The sequence below is a fragment of the Massilia hydrophila genome (genome assembly GCF_020208145.1).
GTDB lineage: Bacteria > Pseudomonadota > Gammaproteobacteria > Burkholderiales > Burkholderiaceae_D > Telluria > Telluria hydrophila.
In genome coordinates this window covers 87,660-104,427 of the sequence record NZ_JAHYBX010000009.1, presented here as the reverse complement: position 1 = coordinate 104,427, position 16,768 = coordinate 87,660, and the positions used below count along the sequence as shown (strand labels likewise).

Below are 16,768 nucleotides of genomic sequence, written 5' to 3'. Positions count from 1 at the left end.
GCTGGCCCGTGGGCCGGGAACTCTACATTACGGCCTGGGGCTAGGAGCTGGCTTGAGGCGAGACAAGGAGCGGCCGGCGCCCGGGCGCGCCGGCGTCGCAGCTCAGGAGGCGATGCGAAAGCGCAGACGGTAGTTGTCCAGCGTTCCCGGCAGCCGGGCCGGATCGAGCCGCGGGTCGCTATCGGGCGCCAGTGCGAGCCGGCGACCGTCGACGAGCGCGCCCAGCATCGCGCTGGACAGCATCAGTACCAGGTTGCGCCCCGGGCAGGTGACCGGCCCGTCGCTGAACGGGACCAGCGGCGCGTCCTGCCGCGCGCCATCGTCCAGCCATAGGGAGGGCGTGAAGCGGTCGGCCCAGGGCAGGCGCGCGTCGTCGCGGTGGAAGAAGGGCGCGTGGATCAGGATGCCGGTATCGGCCGGCATGCTGGCCCGGGCCCCGCCGGCATCCCAGCGCGTCTCGGCCGTGCTCTGGCGCAGGATCATCGGCGTGGTTGGCCACAGGCGCAGCGCCTCCAGCACGCAGGCGCGCAGGAAGGGCAGCGGCTGTCCTTGCTCCTGCTGCGGCAGCGCGCGCGTGGCCGCTTCCGCCTGCGCATGCCGCGCGTGCTCGGGATGGCTGGCAAGCAGGGCAAGGGCCCGAAAGCCGGCGATCGCGGCGGCGTCGAAGGCGAACAGCCACTGCGGCACCTGCTGCTGCGGCAAGGTCGTGGCGCTGCGCGGGATGGTGGCCATGTGGCCGGCCAGGCTGCCAGGCTCGGCGCGCTCGAGATAGGCCGCGATGCGCGTCAGGAAGCGGGCCCGCGTGGCCCGCATCCTGGGGTGGAAGCCGGCCCAGTTGGCGGCGCCGCGCAGGCGCACCAACATGTCCTGCAGTGCATGGTCCTCGGCGGCGCCGTCGCCCAGCACCACGCGCCGGACCAGCCGGTACCAGCCCTGGGAGTACAGCTCCCAGTCGAGCGCGCCGCGTTCACGGGCGCCATCGAGCATGCGCGCCGCTTCTTCCTCGACCAGCGGCAGGAAGCGCGCGGCGAGCCGGTGCATCGGATGCGCGCTGTCGAGCGCCGCCTCGTTGTAGCGGCGCCGCTCGGCGCGCCGGGCGCCGGTCGACAGCAGCACCCCTTCCGGCTCGAAATGCGAGAGCGCCGCGCGCTTCTCGGTGCTGGCCGCGGAGAACGGTTCGGGCGAAGCGTCCAGTACGCGCCGCACGTGGCCGGGGTCGAGCAGGACGGCCTGCTTGCGCAGCGGCAGCGGCAGCATCAGGGGACCGGCGCCATAGCGGTCGCGCAGTTTCTGCAGGCGGCGCACGGCGCGCCGGTCGAGGTCGAAGCGCTCGGCCAGCGCCACCAGCGGCGGACGGCGGATGATGACGCCCTGGGCCACGACCGGTGCGAACACCTCGAGTCCCAGGGCGAGCGTGTCGAGCAGGCTGGCGCGCGGCAGGCCGCCCTCGGTGACGCCGGGCCTGGCGGCCCGGCCGATGGCCTTGCCGGCCGCCACTCCGGCCCCAAAAGCGCCGAGCACGCCGGCCAGCAGCAGGGTATGTTTGCGCGTGTCCTTCATGGTGGTCCGTCCAGTGCAATGAAAACCCGACTGTACGGCCAGCGGCGCAAACGCCGCGCACGACTCTTCTACATCCCGCCTACATCTGCTTGAACAGGTGCAGGAAGCTGCGGCTTACTTCGAGCTTTTCCGGACGGCCCTTGACCAGGACCAGGTGACGGCCACGGATGTCGCGCGTCACGCCCTCGATCGCGTTGACGTTGACCAGGGTGGCGCGGTGGATCTGCCAGAACAGGGAAGGATCGAGTTCCTCGGCCAGGTCGCGCACCGGCTTGCGGATCAGGGCCTCGAAGCTGGCCGTCTGCACGCAGGTGTACTTTTCGTCGGAACGGAAGAACAGGATGTCTTCCACCGGGATCATGCGCAGGTCCTGGCCGATGCTGGCCTGGATCCACTGCAGGTGCTTCGGCTTGGGCGCGGCGATCTTCTCGGCCAGCTGCGACAGCATGGCCTGCACGCTGTCGTTGACCTTCTCGGCCGGGCGTTCCAGGCGCGCCTTGAGACGGTCCACGGTGACTTTCAGGCGCTCCGGCTCGGTGGGCTTGAGCACGTAGTCGATCGCGCCGCGCTCGAAGGCTTCCACCGCGTACTGGTCGTAGGCGGTGACGAACACGATCTGGCTGCGCTCGCCGATGTCGCGCGCCGCTTCCATCCCGGTCTTGCCCGGCATGCGGATGTCGAGGAAGGTCAGGTCCGGCTTGAGCTGCTCGACCAGTTCCACCGCTTCCTCGCCGTTCTTGGCTTCGCCCAGGATCTGCAGTTCCGGCCACACTTCGGACAGGCGCAGGCGCAGCTGGTCGCGCATCAGTCTTTCGTCGTCGGCAATGATCGCGGTCGGTGCGGCGTTCGGCATGGGCGTCTCGGTCAGGTTGAAAGGTGGAGGACTTTAATAATTATTCAATGAAACTGCGCGGCAGGCAAGCTGCGGCGCTTCACTTCGACAGCTGGTAGGGCACCTCGATCATCGCGATCACGCCGCTCGGGCTGTTGGCCGCGATGTGCAGCTGGCCGGCGTCGCCGTGCAGCAGCTTGAGACGGTCGCGGATGGTCTGCAGTCCCAGGCCGGTGCCGTCGCTCGGGACCACGCCAAAACCGACGCCGTCGTCGGTGACGGTCACGCGCAGCTTGTTGTCGGCCACGTCGGCATGGATCTTCAGGGTGCCGCCCTCCGGCTTGCATTCGAGGCCATGCTTGATGGCGTTTTCGACCATGGACTGCAGCATCATCGGCGGGAAGGCCGCGCTGCGCAGGCCGTCCGGCACCTCCATCACGACCGTCAGGCGTTCCTCCATGCGCATCTTGAGCAGGTTCAGGTAGGCCGTGACCATGTCCACTTCACGCCCGAGGCCGGTGACGACGGCGTTGTCGCGCATCTGCGGCAACACCGCGCGCAGGTACTGGATCAGGCTGCGCTGCATGGCCGAGGCGCGTGGCGGATCGACCTGGATCAGGTGCTCGACCGAGGCCAGGGTATTGAACAGGAAGTGCGGTTCCACCTGGGCTTGCATCATCTGCATCTTCGTTTCCGACAGCTGGCGCTGCATCGCCTCGCGTTCGGCGGCCGCGTTGGCCATCTGCGATTGCGCTTCCGCGCGCTTCTTGCCGCCGACCAGGGCCTTGGTGCCGAACAGGGCGAGCACGAACAGCACCACGAAGTTCATGAACCAGGTCGAGGCCTGCTTGTGGTAGCGCGAGACCTTCTGCTCGGCCGCGTCTTCCACCGCCGCTTCGATGGCATTCGACAATTCCTCGCCGATCTGCGGCGGCAGTTCGATGTGCACGGATTCGCCGCTGGCGCCGACGGCCGGCGGGGCGGATGGCGCCGGGGGTGCCGGGGGCACCGGCGTGGCCGGCGCATCCGGTGCATCGGGCGCGCCGTCCACGGGCGGCGGGTCGGCCGGGACGGGGCCAGGGGCGACAGCACCGCGCGGGCGGTTGCGCGGATGGAAGCGGATGCCGCTCTCGTCGATCAGGATCGCGGCCTCGCCGCGCCGGCCCGCCTCACGTTCGGCGCGGCTGATCTCTTCCTCGGCGGGGCCGGAAAACAGCTCTTCCTGCAGGATTGCGCCAGCCATCAGGGTCAGGATGGCAAACAGGAAAAACTTCCACCACGAGAGCTGGGTTACCCAGGTCGCCACGGCGTCGAAGCCGCGGTAAAGCCACGACAGGACGCTCGACAGAAAGTGGGGGCTGGTGTTCCTTGCTTGCATGGTCATTCGTTTCGCTCTCGGTGCAAGCGGCGAGTGTACCGCGCCGCTGCCTGTTCATGCCTGGAATACAAGATCCCTGGCAAAATGACTGTTGGGATGATGCAACTTTACCCTGTGCGCATCCCGGCGGCCAGTCGGCTGCGACAGCCTGCACGATTGGAGGTATGGATTGCGTCCTGCCGGGCCAGGGCAACTCTCCCAGGGCGTGCTGCCTAGACGTGGTGGCGCTGGTCGAGCATCTGGCGCACCGCGTCGGGCGCGAGCGGCTCGCTGAACCATTGTCCCTGCAGCTGGTCGCAGCCGTGCGAGCGCAGGAAGTCCACTTGCGCCTCGGTCTCGACGGCTTCGCCGACCACCGCCAGGTCGAGGTTGTGGCCGAGGTCGATCAGGGTCTTGGCCAGCGGGCTGCCGCTGCCCTCGGCGGCGATCTCGTGCACCGCCGCCTTCGACAGCTTCACCTGGCGCACCGACAATTGGCGCAGGAAGGCAATGTCGGACATCCCCTTGCCGAACTCGTCGAGCGAGAGCGCCACCCCGACCTCGCGCAGCTGCGTGGACAGCTCGCGGCCCAGAACCGGATTGCGGATCAGGTCGCCTTCGGGAATCTCGATTTCCAGGCTGCCCGGGGCCAGCCCGTAGCGCGCGATGCGGGCGGCAATGCCGGAAACGAAGCCGTGCTGGCTGTATTCGCGGTGCGACACGTTGACCGATACCGGCAGGCCGGTATAGCCGAGCTGGCGCAGCTCGCGCAGGAAGGCGCAGGCCTGGTCCAGCACCCAGTTGCCGATGTCGATCATCTTGCCTGATTCCTCGGCCTCGGCCAGGAAGGCGGCCGGCAGCATGATTCCGTGGCGCGGGTGGCGCCAGCGCAGCAGGGCCTCGAAGCCGCGCACCTGGCCGCCGAGCGCATCCATGCGTGGCTGGAACAGCAGGAACAGTTCGTCGTGCTCGAGCGCGCTGCGGATGCCGTCGGCCAGGGCGGCGCGCTGCTCGCTGGCCCTGCGCATCTCGGCCGAATAGAAATGCACGCCGCCGCCATTGCCCTTGGCGTGGTACATCGCCATGTCGGCGCAACGCACCAGCTCGGCTCCGACGGTTCCGTCCTGGGGGAAGACGGCCACCCCGAGGCTGGCGCCGACCGGGATCTCGTTGCCGCCGAAGGACACCGGCATGACGAGCGCCTGGCGCAGGCGCTCGGCCATGCGCAGGGTGAAGCGCACCGAGGGCTGGTCGACCAGCACCAGCACGAACTCGTCGCCCGACATGCGCGCCACCGTGTCGCTGTCGCGCACCGCGGCCTGCAGGCGGCGTGCCACCACCTTGAGCACCACGTCGCCGGCCTCGTGGCCGAAGGTGTCGTTGATGGCCTTGAAATTGTCGAGGTCGACCAGGATCACCGCCACCATCGCGCCGTGGCGCTGGGCCAGGTGCACCGCATGGTCGAGCCGGTCCCACAGCAGGTTGCGGTTGGCCAGGCCGGTCAGGGGGTCGTGATTGACCTCGTGCTCGAGGTGCTCGGTGCGCTGCTTAATCGCGGTCACGTCCTGCAGGATGCCGATGAAGTGGGTGACCTCCCCATGCTCGTCGCGCACCGGCGTGATGCGCAGGTCGTTCCAGAAGATCTCGCCGCTCTTGCGCATGTTGCGGAACACCACGCTGACCTGGCGTCGCTCGGCGATCGCCTGGCGTACCTGGCTGCGCTCGTGGGCGTCAAAGCCGGGGGCGGCCATGAAGCGCGGATCGCGCCCGATCGCTTCGTCGGCCGCATAACCGGCGATGTGCTCGAAGGCCGGGTTGACGTATTCGATGATGTTGTCGCGCCCGCTGCAGCGGGTGATCACGATGCCGTTGCTGGCCGCGTGCAGCGCCCGCTCGCTCAGGCGCAGCTGGCGCTCCTTCTCGCGGCGCCGGCTGATGTCGATGCCCATGCCGAACAGGTAGTGGTCGCCGTTGCAGGCCACGCGCGCGCCGCCCAGTACGGTCGGGGTTTCGCGTCCGCTGCGCGACACGCAGCTGATCTCCATCGACACCTCCGCGCCCTCGTGGAATACGCGGCGGATGTTCTCCAGCGCCTGCGCGCGCTCGCGCGGCTCGAGCATGTCGGTGACCCGGGCCGCGGCCAGCTCGTCCGGCGTCATTTCGGTGAGGCGTTCGAGGTTGTGGTTCCAGAGCAGCAGGCGGCCTTCGCGGTTGAGCGCATAGAAGGTGCCGGGCAGCAGGTCCACCACCTCGGCCAGCGGGGTGTTGCCGATGCGTTCGGCTTCGGACAGGGAATCGGCGGGGGCGATGGCGATGCTGGCGCTCCAGCCCTGCGGCGCGCCGCCGGCGCCGTACTGGCGCAGCAGGCCGAGGGTGGCGTCGGCTTCGCGTCCACCGGCAAAGCGCATCCGCAGGCGTCCGCCGCCAGTGGCGGCCAGGGCGGGCCAGCGGGCCTCGCCGGCCACCAGTTCCGTCAGGAGGCGCCCCGGCGCGCTCTCCGGCGTCCAGCCGAACAGGTCGGCGCAGGCGGGATTCCAGGTCACGACCTTGCCCTCGTCATCGGTCAGGAAGCACGCCTGCGCGGACGGTTCGATGGTGGACATGCCGGCACCCTTCGCGAAAAAAAGCGCTCGTCGAGATACGTCGGGCTTTTAGCTTACACGGGTTCGGCTACGGCAGGCGCAGCACAAAAAAGCCACGGCGAACCGTGGCTTCGGGGATACGGAACAGTTACGTGCCCACGCCTCAGGCGGCGGTTTCCTGCTTCGGCGGCAGCGCGATCGCGTTGTCCACGCTGAACTGGTAGTCCTCGAACACGTGCTGGGCCGACAGGATCTGGTAGCTGCCGTCGGCCAGGCGGTGGGTCGTGTCCTTCAGGCGGTAGGTGGTGTGGCCGCAGGTCCAGCAGTTGAAGTTGCGCATGTGGGTGCACAGGCAGGTCTTGTCGAACACGGCGATGTTCTTGCCGTCCGGGCTGGCCTGCACTTCGCGGTTGTACGAGTTGATGTAGGCGCAGTTGCCGGTCGCGTCCAGCAGGTAGCCATAGGACTCGCAGCCCGGGCGGATGCCGGAACCGATCGCCGGCGTGCTTTTCAGCATGCGCATCGGATAGCCGGTGGGCGAGACGCCGTTGACGATGATGTCTTCCTCGCTGGCGCGGAAGTATTCCTGCTTGACGTGGTCCGGCATGCCGCACTCGTGGGTGACGGTGAAGCGGGTCGCCACCTGCACGCCGCCGGCGCCTTTTTCCAGGAAGCCGACCGCGTCCGAACCGGTGAAGATGCCGCCCGCGGCGATCACCGGAATGTCCAACCCCTGCGCACGCATGAAGACGTGGATCTCGTCCATGATGGTGTGCAGGTCGTACTGCTTCCAGTCGTCGATGCCGAAGCCCAGGTGGCCGCCGGCCAGCGGGCCTTCGACGATGATGTAGTCGGGCAGGCGGTCCAGGCGCGAGACTTTCTTGAGGAAGAGCTGCAGCGCGCGCACCGAGGACACGATGATGCCCAGCTTGGTATCGCGGAAGCGCGGGTGGTCCTTGATCAGCTCGAACGAACCCAGGTGCAGGCCGGCCGACATCGTGATGCCGTCGATGCCGGCGTCCATCGCGGCCGACAGGCGGGTGCGCAGGGTTTCCTTGGGCGCGTTCATGGTCAGCTTTTCCATGCAGTTCACGAAGATCAGGCCATCGCCCTTCTTCGCTTCCATGGTCGAGCCCACGTGCAGGCGGGTCGCCTCGGCCAGGCGGTCGAGGTCGAACTGGACCACCGCCTTGTTCATGTTGTTGATGTTGAACTTGTAGAGCTTGGTCTTGTCCTTGACGAAGGTGGTATCGAACTTGCGGTCCGAGACGTCCTGCACCATGGCGTCGGAGATATGGCCGATGCCGCCCAGGCGCGCCGCCTCGAGCGCCAGTTCCGAGGTCGAGATGTCCACGCCCATCCCGCCGATCATGATAGGCACGTATTCCTTGTTGCCCAGCTTCAGGCGGAAATCATCAACACGTTTCATTGCAATCCTTAAACCGCGGTAGTTCCCTACGCGTACAAATGCACTGACAGGCCGTAGTGCACGGCCGTCATTCTACTCCCAGGCGCGGCCGCAGCCACGCCACATTGGATCATGGCGCGCCAGGCGCTCCTGTCAGTCCCGGAAATTATTGAAGGCGAGCGGCAGGTCCTGGATGTCCTTGCGCAGCAGGGTCATGGCGGCCTGCAGGTCGTCGCGCTTGGCGCCCGTCACGCGCACGGATTCGCCCTGGATGCTGGCCTGGACCTTCATCTTGCTTTCCTTGATGGCCTTGGTGATCTTCTTGGCGTCCTCGGTCTCGATGCCGTTGCGCACCTTGATCACCTGCTTGACCTTGTCGCCGCCGATCTTCTCGACCTTGCCTTCGTCGAGGAAGCGCACATCGACCTTGCGCTTCGCCATTTTGTTGATGAGCACGTCCTTGACCTGGCCGAGCTGGAAGTCGGAATCGGCAAACAGGGTCAGTTCCTTGTCCTTTTGCTCGACGTTGGCGGAGCTGCCCTTGAAGTCGAAGCGGGTGGTGATTTCCTTGTTCGATTGCTCAACGGCATTCTTGACTTCGACCATGTCTGCTTCGCAGACAACATCAAACGATGGCATGGCTATTTCCTTTTTCTGATGATGCTTATAGATGAATTCCTCTATTTTAACGGACAACGCCCCAAGGGGGATATCCGATGTGCCGGAAAGGCAAGCCGCCGCCCGGGCCCGCGGCCGGGGCCTGTTACTATAGCGGCCAACAACTCCTTCACGCCATGCCAGCTACGCTCCCCATCCTCCACGATTTCCCCCTCGCTTCCCTCAACACCTTCCGCCTGCCGGCGCGCGCCCGGCATTATCTGCGGGTGGAGGGGGCGGCCGAGCTGGAAGCGCTGCGGCGCCATCCGTCCCTGGCCGCACTGCCGCGCCTGGTGCTGGGCGGGGGCAGCAACCTGGTGCTGACGCGCGACGTCGACGGCATCGTGCTGCACATGGCCGGGCAGGGCAGGGAAGTGCTGGGCCGCCAGGACGGACGCATCCTGGTGCGTGCCCGCGCCGGCGAGAACTGGCATGGCTTCGTGGGCTGGACCCTGGCGCAGGGGCTGGGCGGGCTGGAAAACCTGTCCCTGATCCCCGGCACCGTGGGCGCCGCGCCGATCCAGAACGTGGGCGCCTACGGCACCGAGACGCGCGACGTGTTCCACTCCCTGAGCGCCTTCGACATGGCCAGCGGCGCACTCCACACGCTCACCGCGGCCGACTGCCGCTTCGGCTACCGCGACAGCCTGTTCAAGCAGCCGGAAGGACGCGCGCTGGTGGTACTGGACGTCACCTTCTCGCTGCCGGCCGACTGGCAGCCGAACCTGCGCTACGCCGAACTGGCCAGGGCGGTGGAGGCTGCCGGCCTGGCTGCGCCAACGCCGCGCGACATCGGCGCGATCGTCGAGGCGATCCGGCGCCGCAAGCTGCCCGATCCGGCCGAGATCGGCAACGCGGGGAGCTTCTTCAAGAACCCGGTGGTGAGCCGGGAACAGTGCGCGCAGCTGCTGGCGCGCCATCCCGACATGGTGCACCACGCGCAGCCGGACGGCAGCGAGAAGCTGGCGGCCGGCTGGCTGATCGACCAGTGCGGCTGGAAGGGGCGGGCGCTGGGCGCCGCCGGCGTCTATCCGAAGCAGGCCCTGGTGCTGGTCAACCTGGGCGGGGCCACGGGCGAGGACGTGCTGCGGCTGGCGCGCGCGATCCAGGCCGACGTGGCGGCGAAGTTCGGCGTCGCGCTGGAACCGGAGCCGGTATTCATCTGAACGAACAAGGGGAGGCAGGCATGATCAAGGCAGTCGTGACGGGCCATTCGCGTGGCCTGGGCGCCGCGGTCGCGGCGGAACTGATGGCGCGCGGCATCCCGGTACTGGGCGTGGCGCGCGGCCATGCGCAGGCCTGCGAAGGCATGGAGCAGGCGGTGGTCGACCTGGGCAATGGCGCGGCGCTCGGTGCCTGGCTGGCCGGGCCGGCGCTGCGCAGCTTCCTGGCCGGCTGCGACACCGCGCTGCTGGTCAACAATGCCGGCATGGTGACGCCGGTCGGTCCGCTGGCCGGCCAGGATCCGCTAGCCGTCCTGGCCGCGGCCACCCTGAACGTGGCCGCGCCGCTGGCCCTGTCGGCCGCGTTCGCGCAGGCGGCGCCGCAGGCCGAGCGGCGCATCCTGCACATCTCGAGCGGCGCCGGGCGCAGCGCCTATCCGGGCTGGAGCGTGTACTGCGCCACCAAGGCGGCGCTCGACCAGCACGCGCGCGCGGTGGCGCTCGATGGCGATGCGCGGGTGAAGTGCGTCAGCCTGGCGCCGGGCGTGATCGATACCGACATGCAGGCCGAGATCCGCGCGACGCCCGACAGCAAGTTCCCGCTGCGGCAGCGCTTCGTGGACCTGAAGGAGGGGGGCGTGCTGGTGGCGCCGCGCGATTGCGCGGTGGCGCTGGTGGACTGCCTGCTGGCGCGGGGCTTCGGGCGGGAACCGGTGTCCGACCTGCGCAGTCCGCGGGCCTGAGGGCGGGGCGGCCCCGCCGCGCCGCCGCCTGTCGATTCCTTATTTCCTTGCCAGCCGCTCTTCGACGCGGCGCGCGCGCGAAGCCGGATCCGGGTGGCTCGCCATCAGCGAGTTGCCGCCACCCCCGCCGTCCCTGGCCAGCTTGCGGAAGGCCGTGGCCAGTGCCGCCGGATCGTGCTTGTACTTGCGCATGAATTCGAAGCCATAGTCATCGGACGCGATTTCATCCTTCTGCGAGAACTGGGCGTTGGCGAAGGCCTCGATGGTCTCGGCATTGGCTGCCACCGCCTTGCCGACCGCGCTGTTGGTGGCGCCAGCCGCCTTGGTGCCGGCCGACATCAGGAGCGCGCTCTTCATCTGCGACTTGCTGTGCCCGAGCTTCGCATGGCCGATCTCGTGGCCGATGACGCCGCGCAGTTCGTCGTCCGTCATCATGTCCATCAGCCCCTTGAACACGCGCACGCTGCCGTCGGGCGTGGCGAAGGCGTTGACCTCGTCCACCATATAGACGGCGAAGTTCAGCTTGAGTCCATCCTCGTTTTCCAGGCCCCTGGTCAGCCGGGCCAGGCGCTTGGCGTAGTCGCTGCCGGGCGGGGCGACCGGGTTCATCTCGTCCATTTGCACCATCATGTCGCGCGAGCCGGCGATGATGTCGGCATCGCTCAGCGAGGCGGCCTTGGCCAGGTCGGCGCCGGCGCCGAGCAGGCCTTTCAGGTCGACGGCCTGGGCCAGGCTGGCGGAAGCGGAGAACGCCGCGATCACGGCGAATTTCGTGAGAGTTTTCATGTTGTCATCCTGAAAGAGAACGTTGGAAAAACGTCGCTAGGATGGCATGAAGAAAGGAGGCAGGATCGGGGGAACGATGCCTTCTTGACAGTCGTCAAGCAGGGACGGGCGCTTCTGTCGGGTGGGCAGATCCCGCCCACCCGACACGCCAGCTGGCTTACTGGCCGCGCTTGGCGCGCGCCTTGGCGGCGATGCGCATGCGCAGTGCGTTCAGCTTGATGAAGCCGCCCGCATCGGCCTGGTTGTAGGCGCCGCCGTCTTCGTCGAAGGTGGCGATGTTCATGTCGAACAGCGAATCGGTCTTCGAATCGCGCGACACCACGATCACGTTGCCCTTGTACAGCTTGACGCGCACCCAGCCGTTCACGGTCTGCTGGGTATGGTCGATCAGGGTCTGCAGCGCGACGCGCTCCGGCGCCCACCAGTAACCGTTATAAATCAGGCTGGCGTAGCGCGGCATCAGGTCGTCCTTCAGGTGCGCCACTTCGCGGTCCAGCGTGATCGATTCGATCGCGCGGTGCGCGCGCAGCATGATGGTACCGCCCGGGGTCTCGTAGCAGCCGCGCGACTTCATGCCAACGTAGCGATTCTCAACCAGGTCGAGCCGGCCGATGCCGTGCTTGCCGCCCAGGCGGTTCAGCTCCGTGAGGACTTCGGCAGGGCTCATGCGCTTGCCGTTCAGGGCCACGATGTCGCCCTTTTCGTATTCGATGTCGAGGTACTCGGCTTCGTTCGGCGCTGCTTCGGGCGACACGGTCCAGCGCCACATCGATTCCTCGGCTTCGGCGCTCGGGTTTTCCAGGTGGCGGCCTTCGAAGGAGATGTGCAGCAGGTTGGCGTCCATCGAGTAGGGCGCGCCGCCGTTCTTGTGCTTCATGTCGATCTCGATGCCGGCGTCTTCCGCGTACTTCAGCAGCTTCTCGCGCGACAGCAGGTCCCACTCGCGCCACGGGGCGATGATCTTGACGTCGGGTTTCAGCGCATAGGCGCCCAGCTCGAAGCGCACCTGGTCGTTGCCCTTGCCGGTCGCGCCGTGCGACACGGCGTCGGCGCCGGTTGCGTTGGCGATCTCGATCAGGCGCTTGGCGATCAGGGGACGCGCGATCGAGGTGCCCAGCAGGTACTCGCCTTCGTACACGGTGTTGGCACGGAACATCGGGAACACGAAGTCGCGCACGAATTCCTCGCGCACGTCGTCGATGTAGATGTTTTCCGGCTTGATGCCGAACTTCAGCGCCTTGGCGCGCGCCGGTTCCAGCTCTTCGCCCTGACCGAGGTCGGCGGTGAAGGTGACGATCTCGCAGTTGTAGTGGTCTTGCAGCCACTTCAGAATGACGGAGGTGTCGAGGCCGCCGGAGTAGGCGAGGACTACTTTTTTAATGTCGCTCATGGATGTTCCAGTGAAGGGGGAGGTGGGGAACTAAATGGTCAGCCGGCCCATGGGGAGTCCATCACGGCAAGGCCAGGGTGGACGGGTCGACGATCAAACATAGGATGGGTGCTTCGGGTAATTAATAAATACGATTGAACGGGCAGCTTAACCGGGTACGCGGCAAACGGCCTCGATATTGTGGCCGTCCGGGTCGAGCACGAAGGCGCCGTAGTAATCAGGATGGTAATGCGGGCGCGGACCGGGTGCGCCGTTGTCGCGCCCACCCGCCGCCAGCGCGGCCTCGTAGAAGGCGTCGACCAGCACACGGCTGTTTACGCGAAAGGCCACGTGTACCGGCGGATGGTTCACCGGCCGCGTCGCACTCGCGCCTGCGATCCAGAAGTCTGGCAAGGGCGGCTCGCCGAAGCCCGCCGCGTCGGTGCTGCCCGTCAGGGCCGCCGGGACTTCGACCAGCAGGCGATAGCCGATCGGCGCCAGCGCCCGGGTGTAGAAAGCGCGGCTGCGGTCGAAATCGGAAACGTTCAGGCCAGTGTGGTCGATCATTCACTGATCCTGGATGCGTCCGAGCAGCAGGTACTCGATCAAGGCCTTCTGCACGTGCAGGCGGTTCTCGGCCTCGTCCCAGACCACCGACTGCGGCCCGTCGATGACGTCGGCGGACACTTCCTCGCCGCGGTGGGCGGGCAGGCAGTGCATGAACAGGGCGCTAGGTGCGGCGCGCGCCATCTTGGCGGCGTCGACGATGAAGCCGTCGAAGGCCTTCATGCGCTCGGCGTTTTCCTTCTCGTAGCCCATGCTGGTCCAGACGTCGGTGCTGACCAGGTGCGCGCCCGCGCAAGCGTCCGACGGATTGTCGAACAGCGTGTAGCGCTGGGTGGACACCAGCTTCGGATCGAGTTCGTAGCCCTTGGGCGTCGACACGTTCAGGTGGAAGCCGAACACCTCGGCCGCCTGCAGCCACGAATACAGCATGTTGTTGGCGTCGCCGATCCAGGCCACCGTCTTGCCGGCGATCGGGCCGCGGTGCTCGTAGAAGGTAAAGATGTCGGCCAGCACCTGGCAGGGATGGTGTTCGTTGGTCAGGCCGTTGATCACCGGGACGCGCGAGTTCGCGGCGAAGCGCTCGATGATCTCCTGCCCGAAGGTGCGCACCATGATGATGTCGCACATGCGCGACATGACCTGGCCCGCGTCTTCGACCGGCTCGCCGCGGCCCAGCTGGCTGTCGCGGGTATTCAGGTAGATCGCGGCGCCGCCCAGCTGGTGCATGCCGGCCTCGAAACTGAGGCGGGTACGGGTCGAGCTCTTCTCGAACACCATCACCAGGGTACGGTCGACCAGCGGGTGATACACCTCGTAGGCCTTGAACTTGCGCTTGATGACCTTGGCACGCTCGATGACGTATTCGAATTCGTCCAGCGAGAAGTCGGAGAACTGCAGGAAATGCTTGATGGGCTTTGCGACTGGCATATCGTCTTTGCGTCTTTGCTGAATGTGTTATCCCTTGAATTATAAGGGTTTTTGCTTGACGTTAGGGAAGGCGCGGTTTTGTAGGGTGGGCGGCTATGCCGCCCACGCGTTCGACTCACGGCTGCGCTGCCTTAGGGCGGCACCATGTGAACGCGTGGGCGGGTGACCCGCCCACCCTACGCCAACGCCACGTTCCTGGTCAATACAGCGTCTGCGCGGACTCGTGCAGCAGCTGACCGTACAGCGCATGCCGCATCTTCGCGATCCGGCCTTCCTCGACCGCGGCCAGCACCGCGCACTGCGGCTCGGCCAGGTGGCGGCAGTTGTAGTACTTGCAGCCGCCGAGGTAGGGCTTGAACTCGACAAACGCGCGCTCGAGCATCCCTTCCGTCAGGTGGTACAGCCCGAATTCCTGGAAGCCCGGCGAATCGATGATCGAGGCCCGGCCGGACGACCCGCCGGGCAGCCAGTACAGGCGCGTGAAGGTGGTCGTGTGCTTGCCGGTGTCGAGCGCTTCCGAGATCTCGCGCACGGCGATGTCGGCATCCGGCACCAGGAGGTTGATCAGGGACGACTTGCCCATGCCCGACTGCCCGATGAAGATCGAGGACTGGCCCGACAGCAGCGGGATTAGGGTCTCGACCGCCTGTTCGGGGCATGCGCGCGCCGACAGTTCGTGCACCGGATAGCCGAGCGCGCCGTACAGGCCGGCCCGTTCGCGCGCGCGCGCCAGCGGTTCCTCGACGTCCACCTTGTTCAGGATGATGTGCGCTTCGATCCCGGCCGCTTCGGCCGCCACCAGCGCGCGCGAGACCAGGTCGTCGGCGAAGCTCGGTTCGGTGGCGACCACGATGAACAGACGCGAGATGTTCGCCGCCAGCAGTTTCGACTTGTACTGGTCCGAGCGGTAGAGCAGGGTGCTGCGTTCGGCGATCGTTTCGATCACGGCCTGGTCGTTCGAGGTACGCGCCAGGTGCACGACGTCGCCCACGGCCACGTTGGTCTTCTTGCCGCGCGTGACGCACTGCAGCTTCTCGCCGTCGGCATCGGCCAGGTAGTGGCGGCCATGGGCGGCGATGATGGTGGCGGTGAGCTGGTCCCCCTGCGCCTTCTTGCTGCCCTTCATGCGGCCTGTCCTTTCGCGTAGAGCGCGTCGGCCCGGGCCGCGCAGATGAAATCGTTGTCGGTCAGCGCGCCGCCGGCCGAATGGGTGGCGTAGGCGAGCGTACAGCGCCGGTAGCCGACCCGCATGTCGGGATGGTGGTCCTGGGCCTCGGCCATGTCCGCCACCGCGTTGACGAAGGCGATGGTGGCGCGGTAGTCGGGGAAGGCGTATTCGCGCGTCAGCGCGCCATCGGCCGCCTGCCAGTGCGGCAGCTGCGCCAGGCGCGCGCGCAGCGCATCCGGGTCCAGCGCCACGGCGCCCGCGCGGCACTGCGCCTGGGTCAGGGCGAGCGCCATCATGCGGCCGCCATGTTCAGGTGCTTCACCCGCACCGAAGCCGGCGGGTGCGAATCGTAGAAGGCCGAATGCAAGGGGTCCGGCGTCAGGGTCGACGCGTTGTCCTCGTACATCTTGACCAGGGCCGAGACCAGGTGGCCGCTATCGGTATGGCGCGCCGCGAAGGCGTCCGCCTCGAACTCGTGCTTGCGCGAGGTGATCGAGCCGAGCGGCGACAGCACGAAGCTGAATACCGGCAGCACCAGCGCGAACAGGATCAGGGCCATGCCGTCGTTCGGCGCGTCCATCATCGGAAGCACGCCCAGGCCTGTGTAGAACCAGGCCTGGGTCTTCAGGTAGCCGAGCAGAGCCAGCAGGCCAAGCGAGATGGCGAACAGTACGGCAATGCGCTTGACGATGTGGCGCAGCTTGAAGTGGCCCAGTTCATGCGCCAGCACGGCCTCGATCTCGTGCGGTTCGAGGCGCGTCAACAGGGTGTCGAAGAAGACGATGCGCTTGTTGCTGCCGAAGCCGGAAAAATAGGCATTGCCGTGCGCGCTGCGCTTGCTGCCGTCCATCACGAACAGGCCCTTCGAGGCGAAGCCGACGCGCGCCATCAGGCCTTCGATGCGTTCCTTCAGGCGGGCATCCTCGAGCGGCGTGAACTTGTTGAACAGCGGCGCGAAGACGGTTGGATAGAGCACCATCATCAGGAGCTGGAAGCCGCTCCACACGCACCAGGCCCACAGCCACCACAGGTCGCCGCTTTGTTCCATCAGGGCCAGGATCACCCACAGCAGCGGCAGGCCGATAACCGCGCCCACCAGCGCGCCCTTGGCCATGTCGGCCAGCCACAGGCCGGGCGTCATCTTGTTGAAGCCGAAGCGTTCTTCCAGTACGAACTGGCGGTACCAGTCGAAGGGCAGGTCGAGCAGGCTGGACAGCACGGCAAAGGCCGCCACCAGCGCGATCTGGTGCGCCATGCCTGGCCCGGTCAGGCCGAGCAGGGCGACGGACAGCGCCTGCAGGCCGCCCAGCAGGGTGAAGCCGATCAGCACCAGGCCGCCCCACAGCATGGCGGCGACGCCGAAACGGGTGCGCGCCACGGTGTAGTCAGCCGCTTTCTGGTGCGCCGCCAGCGCTACCTTGGGCGCAAACTCGGCCGGCACGCTGGCGCGGTGGCGCAGCACGTGACGGATGTGGCGGCTGGCCAGCCAGAAACGCACGCCCAGCGTCAGCGCGAAGAAAACCACGAACAAGACCGAAAACCCGAGTGAAGACATGCTGTGCCTGTGAGAAAATGCAGGATTAGTGCAAAGCAAATGCGCAACAACGAATGCAGCATCCGCATGCTGCACACATAAGCAAAGAGAGAAT

15 protein-coding genes are annotated in these 16,768 nt (G+C 66.9%); 2 read left to right on the top strand and 13 right to left on the bottom strand.

The window, feature by feature from the left end:
• Positions 1-102: 102 nt before the first annotated feature.
• The 6 genes from LE190_RS18280 to LE190_RS18255 form a co-directional block, all read right to left on the bottom strand.
• The gene (locus LE190_RS18280) at positions 103-1,560 is read right to left on the bottom strand and encodes a cytochrome P450 (protein WP_225240042.1); all 1,458 of its coding nucleotides are present in this window, start codon (positions 1,558-1,560) and stop codon (positions 103-105) included.
• A 79-nt stretch (positions 1,561-1,639) separates the two neighbouring features.
• On the bottom strand, positions 1,640-2,413 hold the full coding sequence (locus tag LE190_RS18275) for a LytR/AlgR family response regulator transcription factor (RefSeq protein WP_225240041.1): 774 nt from the start codon (positions 2,411-2,413) through the stop codon (positions 1,640-1,642).
• Between the two features lie 79 nt (positions 2,414-2,492).
• Positions 2,493-3,770, bottom strand: a complete 1,278-nt coding sequence (locus LE190_RS18270; protein ID WP_225240040.1) for a sensor histidine kinase — start codon at positions 3,768-3,770, stop codon at positions 2,493-2,495.
• 212 nt (positions 3,771-3,982) lie between these two features.
• The gene (locus tag LE190_RS18265; RefSeq protein WP_225240039.1) at positions 3,983-6,352 is read right to left on the bottom strand and encodes a sensor domain-containing protein; all 2,370 of its coding nucleotides are present in this window, start codon (positions 6,350-6,352) and stop codon (positions 3,983-3,985) included.
• 142 nt (positions 6,353-6,494) lie between these two features.
• The gene (locus tag LE190_RS18260) at positions 6,495-7,760 is read right to left on the bottom strand and encodes a nitronate monooxygenase (RefSeq protein ID WP_225240038.1); all 1,266 of its coding nucleotides are present in this window, start codon (positions 7,758-7,760) and stop codon (positions 6,495-6,497) included.
• A gap of 132 nt (positions 7,761-7,892) precedes the next feature.
• Positions 7,893-8,378 carry a YajQ family cyclic di-GMP-binding protein gene (locus LE190_RS18255; RefSeq protein ID WP_225240037.1) on the bottom strand — a complete coding sequence of 162 codons (486 nt, stop codon included), beginning with the start codon at positions 8,376-8,378 and terminating at the stop codon, positions 7,893-7,895.
• A 155-nt stretch (positions 8,379-8,533) separates the two neighbouring features.
• Between LE190_RS18255 and murB the strand changes: the two genes are divergently transcribed.
• Both murB and LE190_RS18245 read left to right on the top strand, forming a co-directional pair.
• Complete coding sequence (gene murB / locus LE190_RS18250) at positions 8,534-9,562, top strand: UDP-N-acetylmuramate dehydrogenase (RefSeq protein WP_225240036.1); 1,029 nt, start codon at positions 8,534-8,536, stop codon at positions 9,560-9,562.
• A 20-nt stretch (positions 9,563-9,582) separates the two neighbouring features.
• Positions 9,583-10,302, top strand: coding sequence for an SDR family oxidoreductase (locus LE190_RS18245; RefSeq protein ID WP_225240035.1), 720 nt, complete (start codon positions 9,583-9,585; stop codon positions 10,300-10,302).
• A 39-nt stretch (positions 10,303-10,341) separates the two neighbouring features.
• Here LE190_RS18245 and LE190_RS18240 read toward each other — a convergent pair whose 3' ends face one another.
• The 7 genes from LE190_RS18240 to LE190_RS18210 form a co-directional block, all read right to left on the bottom strand.
• The gene (locus LE190_RS18240) at positions 10,342-11,088 is read right to left on the bottom strand and encodes a M48 family metallopeptidase (RefSeq protein ID WP_225240034.1); all 747 of its coding nucleotides are present in this window, start codon (positions 11,086-11,088) and stop codon (positions 10,342-10,344) included.
• 157 nt (positions 11,089-11,245) lie between these two features.
• On the bottom strand, positions 11,246-12,478 hold the full coding sequence (locus tag LE190_RS18235) for an argininosuccinate synthase (RefSeq protein WP_225240033.1): 1,233 nt from the start codon (positions 12,476-12,478) through the stop codon (positions 11,246-11,248).
• Between the two features lie 147 nt (positions 12,479-12,625).
• Positions 12,626-13,024: a VOC family protein gene (locus tag LE190_RS18230; protein WP_225240032.1), complete on the bottom strand. Its 399-nt coding sequence runs from the start codon at positions 13,022-13,024 to the stop codon at positions 12,626-12,628.
• Positions 13,025-13,951: an ornithine carbamoyltransferase gene (gene argF, locus LE190_RS18225; RefSeq protein WP_225240031.1), complete on the bottom strand. Its 927-nt coding sequence runs from the start codon at positions 13,949-13,951 to the stop codon at positions 13,025-13,027.
• 199 nt (positions 13,952-14,150) lie between these two features.
• Positions 14,151-15,077, bottom strand: a complete 927-nt coding sequence (gene rsgA / locus LE190_RS18220) for a ribosome small subunit-dependent GTPase A (protein ID WP_225240030.1) — start codon at positions 15,075-15,077, stop codon at positions 14,151-14,153.
• Positions 15,074-15,415, bottom strand: a complete 342-nt coding sequence (locus LE190_RS18215) for a 4a-hydroxytetrahydrobiopterin dehydratase (RefSeq protein ID WP_225240029.1) — start codon at positions 15,413-15,415, stop codon at positions 15,074-15,076. The genes rsgA and LE190_RS18215 overlap by 4 nt, the downstream gene beginning before the upstream one ends.
• Positions 15,412-16,674 (bottom strand): M48 family metallopeptidase, encoded by a 1,263-nt coding sequence (locus LE190_RS18210; protein WP_225240028.1) that lies wholly within the window; start codon positions 16,672-16,674, stop codon positions 15,412-15,414. The genes LE190_RS18215 and LE190_RS18210 overlap by 4 nt, the downstream gene beginning before the upstream one ends.
• Positions 16,675-16,768: the final 94 nt, after the last annotated feature.